Consider the following 15,364-nt stretch of genomic DNA (forward strand, 5'->3'; position numbering starts at 1 on the left):
CTGCACCGTCGGCTCCGGGGATCTGCACGGCGTCCTGGGGGCCCTCTTGACCCCGTCCCGCCCGCGAAGACCAGCGACCGCCGCCCGGCCCCGGAGTTCCTCCGAGGTCACCGGGCGCAGGGCAGGGGCCACGACGCCCCCGCGAACTATCGCGCTGATCACGCCACAAGGCTATCGCCCCCGACCGGGGGGTCGTCATGAGCCGTATGTGTACAAAACCAGGGGTCGAAGTTTGACGTTCTGCACAGGGGCGGGGGTGGGTGGGGTGTGTGAGGGGCGTGCCGCGGCAGAGGTCGCCTCGCGCCCGCCCGGGAGGGACCCTGAGAACACGCCGCCTCTTGGCAAGGCCGCCCCCGAGAGGCACGTTGCCCAGGAGGAGCGTCCGTCCGAGAGGAGCCGCCCGACATGACCGTCAAGATCCTCATCGTCACCGGCGACGCAGCGGAGAGCCTGGAAGTGCTGTACCCCTACCAGCGTCTGCGCGAGGAGGGCTACGAGGTCCACATCGCCGCCCCCGCCCGCAAACGGCTCCGCTTCGTCGTCCACGACTTCGAACCCGGCTTCGACACCTACACCGAGAAGCCCGGCTACACCTGGCCCGCCGACCTGGCCTTCTCCGAGGTCGATCCCGGCGAGTACGCCGCCGTCGTCGTGCCCGGCGGCCGCGCCCCGGAGTACCTGCGCAACGATCCCGAACTCCGCAAGATCCTCAAGTCGTTCTTCGACGCGGACAAGCCGGTCGCCCAGATCTGCCACGGCCCGCTCCTCACCGCCGCGGTCGACGGCCTCACCGGCCGCCGCGTCACGGCGTACCCGGCGCTGGAGCTGGACATGCAGACCGCGGGCGCGACCTTCCAGGACACCGAGGCGGTCGTCGACGGCACGCTGGTCTCCTCCCGCGCCTGGCCGGACCACCCCGCGTGGATGCGCGAGTTCCTCGCCGTCCTGCGCGTGAAGGCGCCGGCGACCTGACGCCGGGTCACGCGCGGCCCGGATCCGGCGCGGCGGCGTCGGATCCGGCGTCGGCTTCTGCTGCAACTTCGGCTTCGGCCCCGGCTTCGACTTCGGCTCCGGCATCGGCGGTCGAGGGCGCCGCGGTTTTCGTGTGAAGCACCGCCCGGGCCTGCTCCGCGGCGCGGGCGGTGCTCTCGGCGACGAAGTCGAGGAACCGGGCGACGTTCTCCAGCCGGGCGGCGGCCGGGGTGCCGGGACCGAGGACGCCCACGCCCTGCCGCGCGACCTCGACGACATGGGCGATGGCCCGGGCGCTGGCCATCATCGACTGGTACCAGACGTCGTCGTCGACGATGTACCGCTCGCGGCGCCGCTCGTCGCGCTCCCGGCGGACGAGGCTCTGACTCTCCAGGAAGGCGATCGCCTTGGAGACGGACGCCGGGCTGACCTGGAGACGCTTGACCAGTTCGGAGGCGGTGAGGCTGCCCTCGTCACTGAGGGAGAGGGAGGCCATGACCCGCGCCGGCATCGCGGTCATGCCGGAAGCCATCATGACGGTGGTGAACGTCTCCTCGAACTCGCGCACGGCCTCGGCGTCCCGCCCGTAGGGCTGCGGGGACGCCTCCGGCCCCCGGGGCGCGGCCTGCCGGCGCCGGTGCGTACGGCGCTCGGTGGCGCGGTGGGCCAGGTCGGCGCGGTAGGCGGTGGGACCGCCGTTGCGCATCACCTCGCGTGTGACGGTCGAGGTCGGGCGGTCCAGACGCCTGGCGATCTCCGCGTAGGCGAGGCCGTCGGCCAGTCCCAGTGCGATCTGCTGGCGTTCCTGCTGGCTGAGCCTGCCTCCCGGCATCGCGTTCTCCTCGTGTCGCCCGTCGAATGCCGCCAGCTTAGCGTTCACCTTCACCCATTGCAACGAACGAGCCCTCTGACGTTGCGTTAAGTTTCGATCCATTGCAATGATTTCAAGCCTATGAGCTGCACTGATACTGATTGATTGCAACATAAGTGTTGAGCGATCCATGAACGCAACGTAGCTTTTCCATCGTCAGAAACGAACGCGAACACAACGAGTCGATGGAGAACACCATGCAGACGTTCAACACCCCCGCCGCGATCGCCACCGTCCTCGACGTGCCCGCCGGCCGCATCCGCTTCATCGCCGCCGACCGCGCCGACACCACGGTCGAGGTCCTGCCCGCGGACGCCTCGAAGAGCCGCGACGTCAAGGCGGCGGAGGACACGACGGTCGAGTACGTCGACGGCGTCCTGCGGATCGAGGCCGCACCGGCGAAGAACCGCGTCCTCGGCCACTCAGGAGCGGTCGAGGTGACCGTCCAGCTGCCGGCCGGCTCCCGGGTCGAGGCGAAGGCGGCCGACGCCGAACTCCGGGGCGTCGGACGGCTCGGCGACGTCGCCTTCGACAGCGCGCAGGGCACGGTCAAGCTCGACGAGGCCGCCGGCGCCCGCCTCACCGTCCTCGCCGGCGACATCGCCGTCGGCCGTCTGGGCGGCTCCGCCGAGATCAGCACCCAGAAGGGCGACCTGCGGATCGCCGAGGCCGTCAGCGGCACGGTCGTGCTGCGCACCCAGTACGGACAGGTGTCGGTCGGCGCCGCCCGCGGGGTCTCCGCCTCCCTGAACGCCGGCACCGGCCACGGCCGGATCGACAACGCGCTGAAGAACACCGACGGCGCCGACGCCGGCCTGACCATCCACGCCACCACCGGCTTCGGCGACATCGTCGCCCGCAGCCTCTGACCCGCGGCCTCCGAGGAGACACCCACCATGACGAACCTGGCCATCGCGGCGACCGGGCTGCGCAAGTCCTATGGCGACAAGACCGTGCTCGACGGCGTCGACCTGGCCGTCCCCGAAGGGACGATCTTCTCCCTGCTCGGCCCGAACGGCGCCGGCAAGACCACCGCCGTGAAGATCCTTTCCACCCTCGTCACCGCCGACGGCGGCCAGGCCCGGATCGCCGGCCACGACCTCGCCGCCGCCCCGCAGTCCGTGCGCGCCGCGATCGGCGTCACCGGGCAGTTCTCCGCCGTCGACGGGCTGATCACCGGTGAGGAGAACATGCTCCTGATGGCGGACCTGCACCACCTGTCCAGGAGCAAGGGCCGGCGGGTGACCGCCGAACTGCTGGAGCGCTTCGACCTGGTGGAGGCCGCGAAGAAGCCCGCCTCCACCTACTCCGGCGGCATGAAACGCCGCCTCGACATCGCCATGACCCTGGTCGGCGGCCCGCGCGTCATCTTCCTCGACGAACCCACCACCGGCCTCGACCCCCGCTCCCGGCACACCATGTGGCAGATCATCCGGGAGCTCGTCACGGGCGGTGTCACCGTCTTCCTCACCACCCAGTACCTGGAGGAGGCCGACCAGCTCGCCGACCGCATCGCCGTGCTCCACGACGGCACGATCGCCGCCGAGGGCACCGCAGAGGAGCTCAAGCGGATCGTCCCCGGCGGCCATGTCCGGCTCCGCTTCGCCGACCCCGCCGCCTACCGCGGCGCCGCCCTCGCCCTCGACGCCGCCACCCGGGACGACGAGGCGCTGGCACTGCAGATCCCCAGCGACGGCACCCAGCGCGACCTGCGCGCCGTCCTCGACCGCCTGGACTCGGCCGGCATCGAGGCGGACGAGCTGACCGTGCACACCCCCGACCTCGACGACGTGTTCTTCGCCCTCACCGGCCCGGCCGACGTCCCCCACCAGTCCAAGGAGAACGCCCGATGAGCACCCCCCTGGCTCCGGCCCGCCCGACCCGGCTCTCCCTCGCCGTCCGCGACTCGGCCACCATGCTGCGCCGCAACCTCCTGCACGCCCGCCGCTACCCGTCCCTCACGCTGAACCTGCTGCTCACGCCGATCATGCTGCTGCTGCTCTTCGTCTACATCTTCGGCGACACCATGAGCGCGGGCATCGGCGGCGGGGACCGCTCCGCCTACATCGCCTACCTGGTGCCGGGCCTGCTGCTGATGACCATCGGCAGCACCACGATCGGCACCGCCGTCTCCGTCGCCAACGACATGAACGAGGGCATCATCGCCCGCTTCCGCACCATGGCGATCCACCGCGGCTCGGTGCTCGTCGGCCACGTCGTCGGCAGCGTGATCCAGTCGGTGGCCAGCGTGATCCTGGTGGGCGCCGTCGGTGTGGCCATCGGCTTCCGCTCCACGGACGCCACCGCCCTGGAGTGGCTGGCGGCATTCGGACTGCTCGTGCTGTTCTCCCTGGCGCTCACCTGGATCGCCGTGGGAATGGGCCTGGTCAGCCCGAACGCCGAGGCCGCCAGCAACAACGCGATGCCGCTGATCTTCCTGCCCCTCATCTCCAGCGCGTTCGTCCCCGTCGACGCGATGCCGGGCTGGTTCCAGCCGATAGCCGAGTACCAGCCGTTCACCCCTGCCATCGAGACCCTGCGCGGACTGCTCCTCGGCACGGAGATCGGCCACAACGGATGGCTGGCCGTCGCCTGGTGCGTGGGACTCGCCGTGCTCGGCTACTTCTGGTCGGCCGCGAAGTTCAACCGCGACCCGAAGTAGCCGCCATGACAGCGCGGGCCGCCTCCCGCACCACGCACCGCCCGAGGGCGGCGTATCCCGACACCACGTCGGAATGCGCCGCCCGGCTCGCGTTCCGGCCCCGCCCGGCCGTCATTCCCTTACGCGGCCAGCTCCTGAGCCACCTCGACCGCCTCCGCCAGCGAGTCCACCACCGGCACGCCCACCACCTCGAGACTGGCCCGGCCGTGCGAGCCGCCCGTGTACAGCACGGCCTGCGCCCCCACGTGCAGCGCGGCCACCGCGTCGTCCGCGGCGTCCCCGATCACCACCGTGCGCTGCGGCTCGACTGCGGCGAGCGCCTGGAGGTGACGCACCATGTGCTCCGCCTTGCTGCCCCCGGACGGCCCGGTCCGCCCGTCCACCCGCACGAAGTGCGGCTCGATCCCGAAGCCCCTGACGAGCGGCACCAGTTCGTCGTGCACGTACATGCTCAGCAGCGACTGGCTGCGCCCCGCCTGCCGCCACTCGGCGAGCAGCTCAGCCGCCCCCTCGGTGAGCCCGCAGCGCACCCGGTGCTCGGCGTAGTAGCGGTGGAAGACCTCGTCCATGACCTCCCACTCGGCGTCTGTGGGCAGGCGGCCCAACAGCCGCTCGTAGAACTTGGGCACCGGCACGCAGTACAGCGCCCGGTACCGCTCCAGTGTGATCGGCTCCAGGCCCAACTCGACGAACGCCGCGTTCGTCGCCCCGATGATCGCGTCGTTGTCGTGGAACAGCGTGCCGTTCCAGTCCCAGACGATGTGCGCCGCTGACTTCCCCATACCGGCAAACGTACCCGCCGCCGCCGACAATCAAGTGAACCCGGCTCGGCGGCCTCGCGGCCTCCAGGGTCCTCAGGCCCCGGAACCGACCATGTTGGGGATCTCCTGTGTGGCGAACCACAGCAGCTCGTGGTCCTCGACGCCGTCCACCAGCGCCTGCGCGTCATCGTCCCCGCCGTCCGCCGCCGCCAGCGCCTGCGCGCCGGCCGCCACGTCGGTCTCCGCGTCCCCGGCGTCGGCGTGCACCGAGGCAGCCTTGGCCAGCGGCACGGCGACCGTGACCCGCACCCGGCCGAGCGCCGCCTCGTCGCCGCCCTCGTCATCGGGGCCGGGGCCCACCGCGCCGTCGGGCACGTCGACGGCGACGACGACCCGCCGGGACGGGGCGGCCGGCTCCGCCGCGAGCAGCCTCAGCGAGGCCAGCGCGGCCCGGCCGAGGGCCGCGTACTCCAGCTCCTCCAGGTCGTCGGACGCGTACCACTCGCGCAACGCGGGCGTGACGGCGTACGCGAGGAGCGGCCCGGACCCCAGCTCCCCCGCCTTGTGCGCCTCGGCGAGGGAGGGGAGGGTCAGGGGGACGTACACGCGCATGGCAGGCCGCTCTTTCCTGGTCGAGGACTCCGGTCGGCACCCCGGCGAGGGGCGGCTGCCACCTCCCGAGGGCCTTCAGGATACGTGCGGCAGTACTCTTTCGAGTCCCCGCCCGCGAGGGTCGAAACGTCCACCTCGCGCCTCGGAATTCACCCGCGGCACCGCGCCTGCCAGGGGTTTCCCCTTCCCCCGTCACCCGGACAAGTGAATCGCGCCTGCCCGCGCCGCACCTTCGGGGTTCCTTGCCATGACCGGTCGCAGCCCGTACAAGAACGACCACGGAAAGTTACTGCCCGGTACGCACAGTCGGGCACGTACGAACGGGGACACCCATGCACAAGGTCATGACCAGGAAACCGCGCACCCCCGGCGGTCGCCCTCCGGGCCGCCGCGACACCCGCCGCCCCGCGGGCGCACCACCCCGTACGCCGAGCGGCGGCACGCCCCGCACGACACCCGGCGACGGCCGCCCTCCGGGCTCCCCGGGCGCCTCCCGCGGGAGCGGCACGGGCCCCGCCGACAACCGCCCCGCGACAGCCCCGGGCCCCGGACGCCCCGCCCCGGGCACCGCACGCACCACACCCCACCACCCGGGCCTCGACAGCACGGCACCGGGGCCGGTCGCGACGACGGTTACCGGCCGGCCCGGCTCCACGACCGTGCCCGGCCCGGCCCGCCCCACCACCGCACCGGGCCGGCCCGACTCCCCCACCGCTCCCGCCCGGCCGGCCACCGTTCCCGAGCAGACGCCGCGCAGGCCGTTCGTCCCGCCGCAGCCCCGCCCCACCGATCTCTTCGCCGACCGGCTGCTCGCCGTCCTCAGCGGGCGGCGCCCCGTGCACTGCATGCTCCGCCACACCGTCGGCCGCGCCTACGACGACCTGGCTCACCTAGCCGAACACGGCCCCCTGCGCACCTCCCGCGGCGTCAGCCCCGTCGTCCGCGACATCGGCTACTACGTCGCCCGCCCCGGCGCCATCGAGGCCTTCGCCCGCATCGGCGCCGGCGACCGGCTGCGCGCGATGGCCTTCCGCCTGGAGCTCGGCGCCGACCACCGCTGGCGCTGCACGGCCGTCGAGATCGACGGCCCCCGCCGACCCCGCCCCGCGGACGACTGACCGCACCGCGCCCCGCCCGGCACGGCGAAGGGCCGGACCACCCTCACCTGGATGACCCGGCCCTCACACCACACGAACCGCGAGACGGTTACTTCTTGCGGCGTCGCCCGGCCTTCGCCTGCTTGCGCCGCTCCGCGCGCGTCAGCCCGTCGGCCTCCGACCGCACCGGCTCGCCGTCACTGTCGAAGTCACCCTCGATGGTGCCGCCCTCGCCGTCCACGGTCGGCGCGGAGAAGTGCAGGTTCCGCCGCTGCGGAGCGTCCAGCCCCTTGGCGCGGATCTCCGGACGCCCGTTCGCCTGCGCCGGCACCACGTCCTGCTTCTCCATGTCGACCGGCGCCGCATCCTCCACCGGAACCTCCTCGACCTGCTGCTCCACCTGGACCTCCAGGTTGAACAGATAGCCGACGGACTCCTCCTTGATGCCGTCCATCATCGCGGTGAACATGTCGAAGCCCTCACGCTGGTACTCCACCAGCGGGTCCTTCTGCGCCATCGCGCGCAGACCGATGCCCTCCTGGAGGTAGTCCATCTCGTAGAGGTGCTCACGCCACTTGCGGTCCAGGACCGACAGCACGACCCGGCGCTCCAGCTCACGCATGATCTCGGAACCGAGCTGCGCCTCACGCGCCTGGTACTGCTCGAAGATGTCGTCCTTGATGGACTCGGAGATGAACTCGGCCGTCAGACCCGCACGGTCACCGGCCGCCTCCTCCAGCTCCTCCACGGTCACCTTCACCGGGTACAGCTGCTTGAACGCGCCCCACAGACGGTCCAGGTCCCAGTCCTCGGCGAAGCCCTCGGCGGTCTCCGCCGTCACATACGCGTCGATCGTGTCGTTCATGAAGTGCTGGATCTGCTCGTGCAGGTCCTCGCCCTCCAGAACCCGACGCCGCTCGCCGTAGATGACCTCACGCTGCCGGTTGAGGACCTCGTCGTACTTCAGGACGTTCTTGCGCGTCTCGAAGTTCTGCTGCTCCACCTGCGACTGCGCCGACGCGATCGCACGCGTCACCATCTTGTTCTCGATCGGCACGTCGTCCGGCACGTTCGCCATCGCCATCACGCGCTCGACCATCTGCGCCTTGAACAGCCGCATCAGATCGTCACCGAGGGACAGGTAGAACCGCGACTCGCCCGGGTCGCCCTGACGGCCGGAACGACCGCGCAGCTGGTTGTCGATACGACGCGACTCGTGCCGCTCGGTGCCCAGCACATACAGGCCGCCGAGCTCCTCGACCTCTTCCTTCTCGGCCTTCACCGCCTGCTCGGCCCTCTCCAGAGCCGCGGGCAGGGCGTGCGCCCACTCCTCGATGTGCTCCTCCGGGTCGAGACCGCGCTGCCGCAGCTCCGCCTCCGCGAGGTCCTCCGGGTTGCCGCCCAGCTTGATGTCCGTACCACGACCGGCCATGTTCGTGGCCACCGTCACGGCGCCCTTGCGGCCGGCCTGGGCGACGATCTGCGCCTCACGCTCGTGGTGCTTGGCGTTCAGCACCTCGTGCTGGATGCCCCGCTTGGACAGCTGCTGCGACAGGTACTCCGACTTCTCGACCGACGTCGTGCCGACCAGGATCGGCTGGCCCTTCTCGTGCTTCTCGGCGATGTCGTCGACGACCGCCTCGAACTTCGCGACCTCGGTGCGGTAGATCAGGTCCGACTGGTCCATGCGGACCATCGGCTTGTTCGTCGGGATCGGCACCACACCGAGCTTGTAGATCTGGTGGAACTCGGCGGCCTCGGTCATCGCCGTACCCGTCATGCCGGACAGACCGGGCTGTTCCTTGCCCTCGTGGTCGTGCCGCTTGTAGAGACGGAAGAAGTTCTGAAGGGTGATCGTGGCGAGCGTCTGGTTCTCGTCCTTGATGTCCACCCCTTCCTTCGCCTCGATCGCCTGGTGCATGCCCTCGTTGTAGCGGCGGCCGGCGAGGATACGACCGGTGTGCTCGTCGACGATCATGACCTCGCCGTCCATGACGACGTAGTCCTTGTCCTTCTTGAAGAGCTCCTTCGCCTTGATGGCGTTGTTCAGGTAGCCCACCAGAGGGGTGTTCACCGACTCGTAGAGATTGTCGATGCCCAGCCAGTCCTCGACCTTGCTGACACCGGCCTCGTGAATGGCGACCGTGCGCTTCTTCTCGTCGACCTCGTAGTCGCCGGTCTCCTCGATGCCCTTCAGCGGGTTGCCGGCCTCGCCCCGCTTCAGACGCGTCACCAGCTTGGCGAAGTCGCCGTACCACTTGGTGGCCTGGTCCGCCGGACCCGAGATGATCAGCGGCGTACGCGCCTCGTCGACGAGGATCGAGTCCACCTCGTCGACGATGGCGAAGTTGTGGCCGCGCTGCACGAGCTCGTCCTGCGACCACGCCATGTTGTCACGCAGATAGTCGAACCCGAACTCGTTGTTCGTGCCGTACGTGATGTCGCACGCGTACTGCTCGCGCCGCTGCGACGGCGTCATGTTGGCCAGGATGCAGCCGACTTCCAGCCCCAGGAACTTGTGGACACGGCCCATCAACTCCGAGTCGCGCTCGGCCAGGTAGTCGTTGACCGTGATCAGGTGGACGCCCTTGCCGGACAACGCGTTCAGATAAGCGGGCAGCGTGCCCACCAGGGTCTTGCCCTCACCGGTCTTCATCTCGGCCACATAGCCCATGTGCAGCGCCGCGCCGCCCATCAGCTGCACGTCGTAGTGCCGCTGGCCGAGCACGCGCTTGGCGGCCTCACGCACCGTGGCGAACGCCTCCGGCAGCAGGTCGTCGAGGCTCTCGCCGTCGGCGTACCGCTGCTTGTACTCATCGGTGAGGGCCCGCAGCTCGGCGTCGGAGAGGTCGACGAAGTCCTCTTCGATGGAGTTGACCTGGTCCGCGATGCGGTGCAGCTTGCGCAGGATCTTGCCTTCGCCTGCACGCATGATCTTCGAGAGGACGGACACGGGGGTTGGTCTCCTTGCCGGTCGGGCCTGGGACGGTCGGTTTCCTGATGACTGACTGAGCAACGGCCATCGTATGCGAGGACCCCGCCACGCCGGGAGGCCTGCCGTGGCGCGGACCGCACAGCGCGGCGCACATGCCCCACATTGTTCTCCACACCGCACAGCCATTGCTCTTCACACTGGACAACGGCCGGGCCTCACGGATGGTGCCGCAACCCGCGAACGAATTACGCGAACCGTGATCACCCGCACACAGGGTGCACTCGGCCGGCAGATCACCGGGCACCCACGCCGCTACCCGGCCCGCACACCACCCGGCACCCACGCCGTCACCCAGCCCGCACACCACCCGCCACCCACGCCGTTACCCGGCCCTGCACCCACGCCGTACCCGCCCGCAAATGACCTGGCGTCCACCCCGCCCACCCGCGCAGAATCGCCCGATGGAGCCCGTCACCCTCACCACGGACCGCCTCGTCCTGCGCGCCCCCGGCCCCCAGGACACCGACGCCGTCCACGCCTGCGCCCAGGACCCCGACATCCAGCGCTGGACCACCATCCCCTCCCCCTACCTCCCCGAACACGCCCGCAGCTTCACCGAACAGCTCTCCCCCGACGGCTGGGCCGACCGCTCCATGTTCACCTTCGGCGTCTTCCTCCCCGACGGCGCCCTCACCGGCATGCTCAGCCTCACCATGCGCTCCCCCGGCACCGCCGAGATCGGCTTCTGGGCCGCCAAGGAACACCGAGGCCGCGGCTACACCACCGAGGCCGCCCGCGCCGCCTCCCGCTGGGCCTTCACCCACCTGGCCGTGGACCGCGTCGAATGGCGCGCCGAAGTCGGCAACACCGCCTCCCGCGCCGTCGCCGAAAAGGCCGGCTTCACCCTCGAAGGCACCCTGCGCTCCGCCACCGACAACAAGGGAGTACGCCGCGACTGCTGGGTGGCCTCCCTCCTCCCCTCCGACCTCGGCCTGCCCTCCACCACCCCCTACCTGCCGGCACCGACCGACCGGCCCGCCCCGACCGGAGCGGCCTGAGAGCGCGACCCGCCGCCCACCCGCCCGCGTCTTCGCAGCTCAGCCCGCACTGTCAGACCCAGCCCCTATCGTGCCCACCATGACGACCCCGCCGCCCACCGCAGAACTCACCGCGGACGAAGCCCGCCGCATCGCCCTGAAAGCCCAGGGCTTCCTCGGCACGCCCGACCGCCGGGCCGGCGTCCGCGGCGTCCTGCGCCACCTCGGCGCCGTCCAGCTCGACACCATCTCCGTCCTCGCCCGCTCCCACGAGCTCATCCCCTACGCCCGCCTGGGCGCCGTCGGCCGCACCACCGTCGAGAACGCCTACTGGAAGGACACCCACGCCTTCGAGTACTGGTCCCACGCAGCCTGCATCCTCCCCATCGAGGAATGGCCCCACTTCGCCTTCCGCCGCCGCGCCTACCGCGCCCGCCCCCAGTGGCACCACCACCTCCCCGACGGCACCTACGACCAGGTCATCAAACAGCTGCGCACCGAAGGCCCCCTCACCGCGACCGAGTTGGGCGGCGCGAAGAAGACCAGCGAGTGGTGGGACTGGTCCGGCACCAAGGTCGCCGTGGAACGCGCCCTGATGTACGGCGAGGTCGTCTGCGTCGAACGCCGCGGCTGGAAGCGCGTCTACGACCTCGCCGAACGCGCCGTCCCCGCAACCCTCCTGCACGACGAGCTGGACGACACCGAATGCCTGCGCCGCCTGGTCCGCCTCGCCGGCCAGTCCCTCGGCGTCGGCACACGCGCGGACATCGCCGACTACCACCGCCTCAAGGGCGAACAGGTCGACCAGGTCATCGCCGACTCGGGCCTGGTCCCCGTCACCGTCGCGGGCTGGTCCAAGCCCGCCTGGGCCGACCCGGCGGCCCTGGAGACCGTCCCGCGCGGCCGCCACCGCACCACACTGCTGTCCCCCTTCGACTCCCTCATCTGGGAACGGGCCCGCACCGAACGCCTCTTCGGCTTCACCCACCGCCTGGAGGCCTACGTCCCCAAGCCCAAGCGCGTCCACGGCTACTTCGCGATGCCCGTCCTGTCCGGCGGCCGCCTGGTCGGCCGCGTGGACCCCGCCCGCGAAGGACGCACACTCGTCGCCCGGCAGGTCAGCCTGGACGGCCCCAAAGCGGTCCACGGCGTCGCACAGGCCCTGATCGAAGCCGCCGGCTGGGTCGGCTGCACGGACGTACGCGTGGAACGCGTCGACGCACCCGACCTGCGCGAACCCCTCACCAGAGAACTCGCCCGCGCCCTGGCCTGACCACCGCGCGCGTGCCTAGCGGATCTCGAGGATCTTCTCCCGCATCGCATACACCACGGCCTCCATCCTGGAGTGCAACTGCAGCTTCTCCAGGATGTTGCGCACATGGTTCTTCACGGTGTTCTCGGAGATGAACAACTCCTTGGCGATGTCCCGGTTGTTCATCCCCGTGGCGACGAGCTTGAGCACTTCCAGCTCACGGTCGGTCAGTCGCGGCGCGGGAACCAGCCGACGCTCATCAGTCCGCTGGATCATCGATTTGAACTCGGTGAGCAGTTTCGACGCCATCGACGGACTGATCTGCGACTGACCGTCGGCCACCGCGCGAATGGCGGTGGCGACCTCGTCCGTGGAGATCTCCTTCAGGAGATATCCCGTCGCACCCGCCTTGATCGCGTCATAAAGGTCGGCCTCCTCATCGCTGATCGTCAACATGATGATCTTCGCGCTGGGGGCCACCTCCTTGATGGAGGTGCACGCCTCGATCCCTCCGCGCTTAGGCATCCGCACATCCATCAGCACGATGTCCGGCAGCAGATCGGCGGCCTTGTCCACGGCCTCCGCGCCGTCGCCCGCCTCACCCACGACCTGGATGTCCTCCTCGGCCGCCAGCACGATCTCCAGACCCCGGCGGAACAAGGCGTGATCGTCCACGACAAGGACTCTGATCGGCTCACCGCGCTCAGTGCCCGCGTCCGGGCCCTCACCGACGACGCCCTCGCCGGCACCCCCGTCACGCAACGGTCCGAAGCTGTCCGCCATCGTTCCTCCCCCAGAAGGCTGTGGCAGTGGTCCTTTGCCATCGCCAACGCAAGGCACCGGCCCAACGGTTGAGCCGTTGCCCGCCATGATTCCATGCCCGGACGACAACACGGTGACGTAGCGGCGTCCCAGGGGGTCGCACACGGGTGCCCCCGGGGGCGCACACGCGCTCCACGGGGGCACCTTTCAACCGTCACCGCGCAGGGTCAGCCGCCCAGCGCGCCGCCCGCCTCGGGCGAATGGGCCTGCGTGACCATCGTGTCCGTACTGAGGTGGATGACGCCGTAGTCGTAGGCGTGCCGCCGATAGACGACGCTGGGTTCCTTCGTCTCGGAGTCGACGAAAAGGTAGAAGTCGTGACCGACCAGCTCCATCTCGTAGAGGGCCTGGTCGAGCGTCATCGGAGCGGCCACATGCGTCTTCTCGCGGACCACGAGGGGCCCTTCGCCCTGCACCTCGAGCGAGCCGATCTTCTTCGTGGGCACACCTTCCGACTCCTCGGTGGAGACGGGCTGCCCGTTGCCGTTCAGGGTCGCGACGCCCGGAACGTGATCGGCGACCTCCGCCGCCGTGATCCGGCGCGCGCCGCGCCGCGTGTAACGCTTGTCGTGCTGCTTACGGAGCTGGGCGTCCAGCTTCTCCGCCGCCAGATCGAGTGCCGCGTAGGGGTCGCTGGCCGCCGCCTCCGCCCGGATCACCGGACCACGGGAGCGGAGCGTGATCTCCACTCGCTCACACCGGTCGGCCTGTCGCGGGTTGGGCTCCTTGGACACCTCGACGTCGAGGCTGATCACCTTGCCGTCGAGCTTCTGGATCTTCTCCAGCTTCAGCTTCTCGGCCACGTGCTTGCGGAACCGCTCGGGCACCTCGGTCTTGCGGCCCTTGACGACGATGTCCACGCAGAACTCCGTTCCCGGATCGCTCCGCATCAACGGCGGAGCATCTCCCTTTTGCACCAAGCTCCGGTGAGCACCGGAACCTCGGACTCGGTGACTCCCACCTCCTCCTCCCCCATGGGCGAGAACTCCACCCCAGGCGCCACGGCCCCCTAGCGAAAACCGCAGCACAGGATTCGGATTCGAGAGGTGTGGCCTGCGGCTTTCCCTCACAACCGAACATATCTCGCCCGGACGGATGGCGTCACCCTCTACTACCGCGTACCTCCGTTCAGGTGAATTCGCTCTCTCATTACCTGCAACGACGCAAGTGGGCACTCAGTTCCGGTTTATTTCCGGAGAGTCAGGAGAAGCCGCGACCACCGCAGCGAACAGCAGCTCACCGCCACCGCGATCCCCACCTCCTTCCCGCTCTCCCACCCCCCGTACCCCACTGCCTTCCCGACCAACGTCCCGATACACGGCCCCACCCCTGAACGCACCCCGATCCGCCACCCCGGCGGCCATTTCGACGGCCCGCTGCGCCGAACCGCCGACCCGCCCCGCCGAAACGGCCGAGCGCACGGCGCGCGCCGCCTCCGCCAGGGACGCTCCCGTCGTGACGAGGTCGTCGACCAGCACCACCGAGCCACCGCGCAGCAACCGCGCCCCGCCGGACACCACCGCCAGCGCGCCGCCGAGATTGTCCATCCGCTGCCGTGAGTTGAGCCCCGCCTGATCGGCCACCGCCCGCCGCTGCCGCAACACCGCCGCCACCCGCACCGGCATCCCCTCCCGCCGCAGCACGACAGCGGCGGCGAGCGCGATACGACGGGCAGGATCATGCCCACGAGCCCGCACGGCCCGGGGCGCGGAGGGGACGGGGACGAGGAGTAGGTGTCCTGGGTGCCCGTGTCCCAGGTGCCCTTCGTTTCTTAGGCGCCCTGCCTGTCCTAGCTGTCCCCGCTGTCCTACCTGTCCTACGTGTCCTACGTGTCCGTGTCCTTGGGGTGGGGCCCCCTCCCCCACCCCCACCTCCCCCAACCCCACCCGCACCGCCCCCGCCAACGCCTCACCCAGCGGGCGCGCCAGCGCCAGCGCGCCGCGTTCCTTGTGGGCGAGCAGCACCGCCCGTACCTCGTCCGCGTACCGGGCCGCCGCGTGCACGGCGGGCAGCCCGGGCGGTGCCGGTTCGGGCCGCACCCGGCGCGGCTCGGCTCCAACGAGTGCCGTACGGCACGCGGGGCAGAGCAGCACGCGGGCCCGCCCGCATCCCGCGCAGTCGGCAGGAAGGATCAGAGCGGCGAGTTCCTGCCACCACCGACGAACGCTGTCCACGGGTTCACTGTGCCGTGGGCGGGGCGAAGCGGCCACCCCTGTGGAAAACCGCCCGAAAGCCGCACCCACCGCCTGTGGAAAACTCGCCGGAAGTCACCCAGACCCGGGTCTCCCACGCGCAGCACCATGCGCGCACGCCGCACTGCAGCCGCGCTACAGCCGCACCACG

14 protein-coding genes are annotated in these 15,364 nt (G+C 70.4%); 7 read left to right on the forward strand and 7 right to left on the reverse strand.

Annotated features, from left to right (window positions below; translation table 11 throughout):
* Positions 1–405: 405 nt before the first annotated feature.
* Positions 406–972: a DJ-1/PfpI family protein gene (locus ACFYXA_RS30245; protein ID WP_352252150.1), complete on the forward strand. Its 567-nt coding sequence runs from the start codon at positions 406–408 to the stop codon at positions 970–972.
* A 7-nt stretch (positions 973–979) separates the two neighbouring features.
* Here ACFYXA_RS30245 and ACFYXA_RS30250 read toward each other — a convergent pair whose 3' ends face one another.
* Positions 980–1,804: a helix-turn-helix domain-containing protein gene (locus ACFYXA_RS30250; RefSeq protein ID WP_389038829.1), complete on the reverse strand. Its 825-nt coding sequence runs from the start codon at positions 1,802–1,804 to the stop codon at positions 980–982.
* A 236-nt stretch (positions 1,805–2,040) separates the two neighbouring features.
* On the opposite strand from ACFYXA_RS30250, the gene ACFYXA_RS30255 reads away from it, so the two are divergent.
* From ACFYXA_RS30255 to ACFYXA_RS30265, 3 genes are read left to right on the forward strand one after another with little or no spacing between them, the layout of a single operon-like run.
* On the forward strand, positions 2,041–2,712 hold the full coding sequence (locus tag ACFYXA_RS30255; protein ID WP_389038832.1) for a DUF4097 family beta strand repeat-containing protein: 672 nt from the start codon (positions 2,041–2,043) through the stop codon (positions 2,710–2,712).
* Between the two features lie 27 nt (positions 2,713–2,739).
* Positions 2,740–3,696: an ATP-binding cassette domain-containing protein gene (locus tag ACFYXA_RS30260; protein ID WP_389038835.1), complete on the forward strand. Its 957-nt coding sequence runs from the start codon at positions 2,740–2,742 to the stop codon at positions 3,694–3,696.
* On the forward strand, positions 3,693–4,505 hold the full coding sequence (locus tag ACFYXA_RS30265) for an ABC transporter permease (protein WP_389038838.1): 813 nt from the start codon (positions 3,693–3,695) through the stop codon (positions 4,503–4,505). Before ACFYXA_RS30260 ends, ACFYXA_RS30265 begins: the two co-directional genes overlap by 4 nt.
* A gap of 119 nt (positions 4,506–4,624) precedes the next feature.
* On the opposite strand, the gene ACFYXA_RS30270 is transcribed toward ACFYXA_RS30265, so the two are convergent.
* Together ACFYXA_RS30270 and ACFYXA_RS30275 are read right to left on the reverse strand one after the other, a co-directional pair.
* Positions 4,625–5,287, reverse strand: a complete 663-nt coding sequence (locus ACFYXA_RS30270) for an HAD family hydrolase (RefSeq protein ID WP_389038841.1) — start codon at positions 5,285–5,287, stop codon at positions 4,625–4,627.
* Positions 5,288–5,359: 72 nt separating this feature from the next.
* The gene (locus ACFYXA_RS30275) at positions 5,360–5,878 is read right to left on the reverse strand and encodes a DUF6912 family protein (protein WP_389038844.1); all 519 of its coding nucleotides are present in this window, start codon (positions 5,876–5,878) and stop codon (positions 5,360–5,362) included.
* A gap of 332 nt (positions 5,879–6,210) precedes the next feature.
* On the opposite strand from ACFYXA_RS30275, the gene ACFYXA_RS30280 reads away from it, so the two are divergent.
* Positions 6,211–6,996, forward strand: a complete 786-nt coding sequence (locus ACFYXA_RS30280; RefSeq protein WP_389038847.1) for an Rv3235 family protein — start codon at positions 6,211–6,213, stop codon at positions 6,994–6,996.
* 88 nt (positions 6,997–7,084) lie between these two features.
* Here the strand turns inward: ACFYXA_RS30280 and secA are convergent, their stop codons facing one another.
* Positions 7,085–9,928: a preprotein translocase subunit SecA gene (gene secA, locus ACFYXA_RS30285; protein ID WP_352252166.1), complete on the reverse strand. Its 2,844-nt coding sequence runs from the start codon at positions 9,926–9,928 to the stop codon at positions 7,085–7,087.
* Between the two features lie 443 nt (positions 9,929–10,371).
* Between secA and ACFYXA_RS30290 the strand changes: the two genes are divergently transcribed.
* Together ACFYXA_RS30290 and ACFYXA_RS30295 are read left to right on the forward strand one after the other, a co-directional pair.
* Complete coding sequence (locus tag ACFYXA_RS30290) at positions 10,372–10,968, forward strand: GNAT family N-acetyltransferase (RefSeq protein ID WP_389038851.1); 597 nt, start codon at positions 10,372–10,374, stop codon at positions 10,966–10,968.
* Between the two features lie 79 nt (positions 10,969–11,047).
* On the forward strand, positions 11,048–12,220 hold the full coding sequence (locus ACFYXA_RS30295) for a DNA glycosylase AlkZ-like family protein (RefSeq protein ID WP_352252170.1): 1,173 nt from the start codon (positions 11,048–11,050) through the stop codon (positions 12,218–12,220).
* 15 nt (positions 12,221–12,235) lie between these two features.
* Here the strand turns inward: ACFYXA_RS30295 and ACFYXA_RS30300 are convergent, their stop codons facing one another.
* From ACFYXA_RS30300 to ACFYXA_RS30310, 3 genes are all read right to left on the reverse strand, one after another.
* Complete coding sequence (locus ACFYXA_RS30300; RefSeq protein ID WP_351099155.1) at positions 12,236–12,982, reverse strand: response regulator transcription factor; 747 nt, start codon at positions 12,980–12,982, stop codon at positions 12,236–12,238.
* 206 nt (positions 12,983–13,188) lie between these two features.
* On the reverse strand, positions 13,189–13,881 hold the full coding sequence (gene hpf / locus ACFYXA_RS30305; protein WP_351099157.1) for a ribosome hibernation-promoting factor, HPF/YfiA family: 693 nt from the start codon (positions 13,879–13,881) through the stop codon (positions 13,189–13,191).
* 315 nt (positions 13,882–14,196) lie between these two features.
* Positions 14,197–15,195 carry a ComF family protein gene (locus ACFYXA_RS30310; protein WP_389038856.1) on the reverse strand — a complete coding sequence of 333 codons (999 nt, stop codon included), beginning with the start codon at positions 15,193–15,195 and terminating at the stop codon, positions 14,197–14,199.
* Positions 15,196–15,364 lie beyond the last annotated feature (169 nt).

Source organism: Streptomyces sp. NPDC002566, from assembly GCF_042889585.1.
Classification (GTDB): domain Bacteria; phylum Actinomycetota; class Actinomycetes; order Streptomycetales; family Streptomycetaceae; genus Streptomyces.

Excerpts from the sequence above, each read along its gene's own strand:
- ACFYXA_RS30245 (WP_352252150.1), top strand. The coding sequence starts at position 406 with ATGACCGTCAAGATCCTCATCGTCACCGGCGACGCAGCGGAGAGCCTG.
- ACFYXA_RS30250 (WP_389038829.1), bottom strand. The coding sequence starts at position 1,804 with ATGCCGGGAGGCAGGCTCAGCCAGCAGGAACGCCAGCAGATCGCACTG.
- ACFYXA_RS30255 (WP_389038832.1), top strand. The coding sequence starts at position 2,041 with ATGCAGACGTTCAACACCCCCGCCGCGATCGCCACCGTCCTCGACGTG.
- ACFYXA_RS30260 (WP_389038835.1), top strand. The coding sequence starts at position 2,740 with ATGACGAACCTGGCCATCGCGGCGACCGGGCTGCGCAAGTCCTATGGC.
- ACFYXA_RS30265 (WP_389038838.1), top strand. The coding sequence starts at position 3,693 with ATGAGCACCCCCCTGGCTCCGGCCCGCCCGACCCGGCTCTCCCTCGCC.
- ACFYXA_RS30270 (WP_389038841.1), bottom strand. The coding sequence starts at position 5,287 with ATGGGGAAGTCAGCGGCGCACATCGTCTGGGACTGGAACGGCACGCTG.
- ACFYXA_RS30275 (WP_389038844.1), bottom strand. The coding sequence starts at position 5,878 with ATGCGCGTGTACGTCCCCCTGACCCTCCCCTCCCTCGCCGAGGCGCAC.
- ACFYXA_RS30280 (WP_389038847.1), top strand. The coding sequence starts at position 6,211 with ATGCACAAGGTCATGACCAGGAAACCGCGCACCCCCGGCGGTCGCCCT.
- ACFYXA_RS30290 (WP_389038851.1), top strand. The coding sequence starts at position 10,372 with ATGGAGCCCGTCACCCTCACCACGGACCGCCTCGTCCTGCGCGCCCCC.
- ACFYXA_RS30295 (WP_352252170.1), top strand. The coding sequence starts at position 11,048 with ATGACGACCCCGCCGCCCACCGCAGAACTCACCGCGGACGAAGCCCGC.
- ACFYXA_RS30300 (WP_351099155.1), bottom strand. The coding sequence starts at position 12,982 with ATGGCGGACAGCTTCGGACCGTTGCGTGACGGGGGTGCCGGCGAGGGC.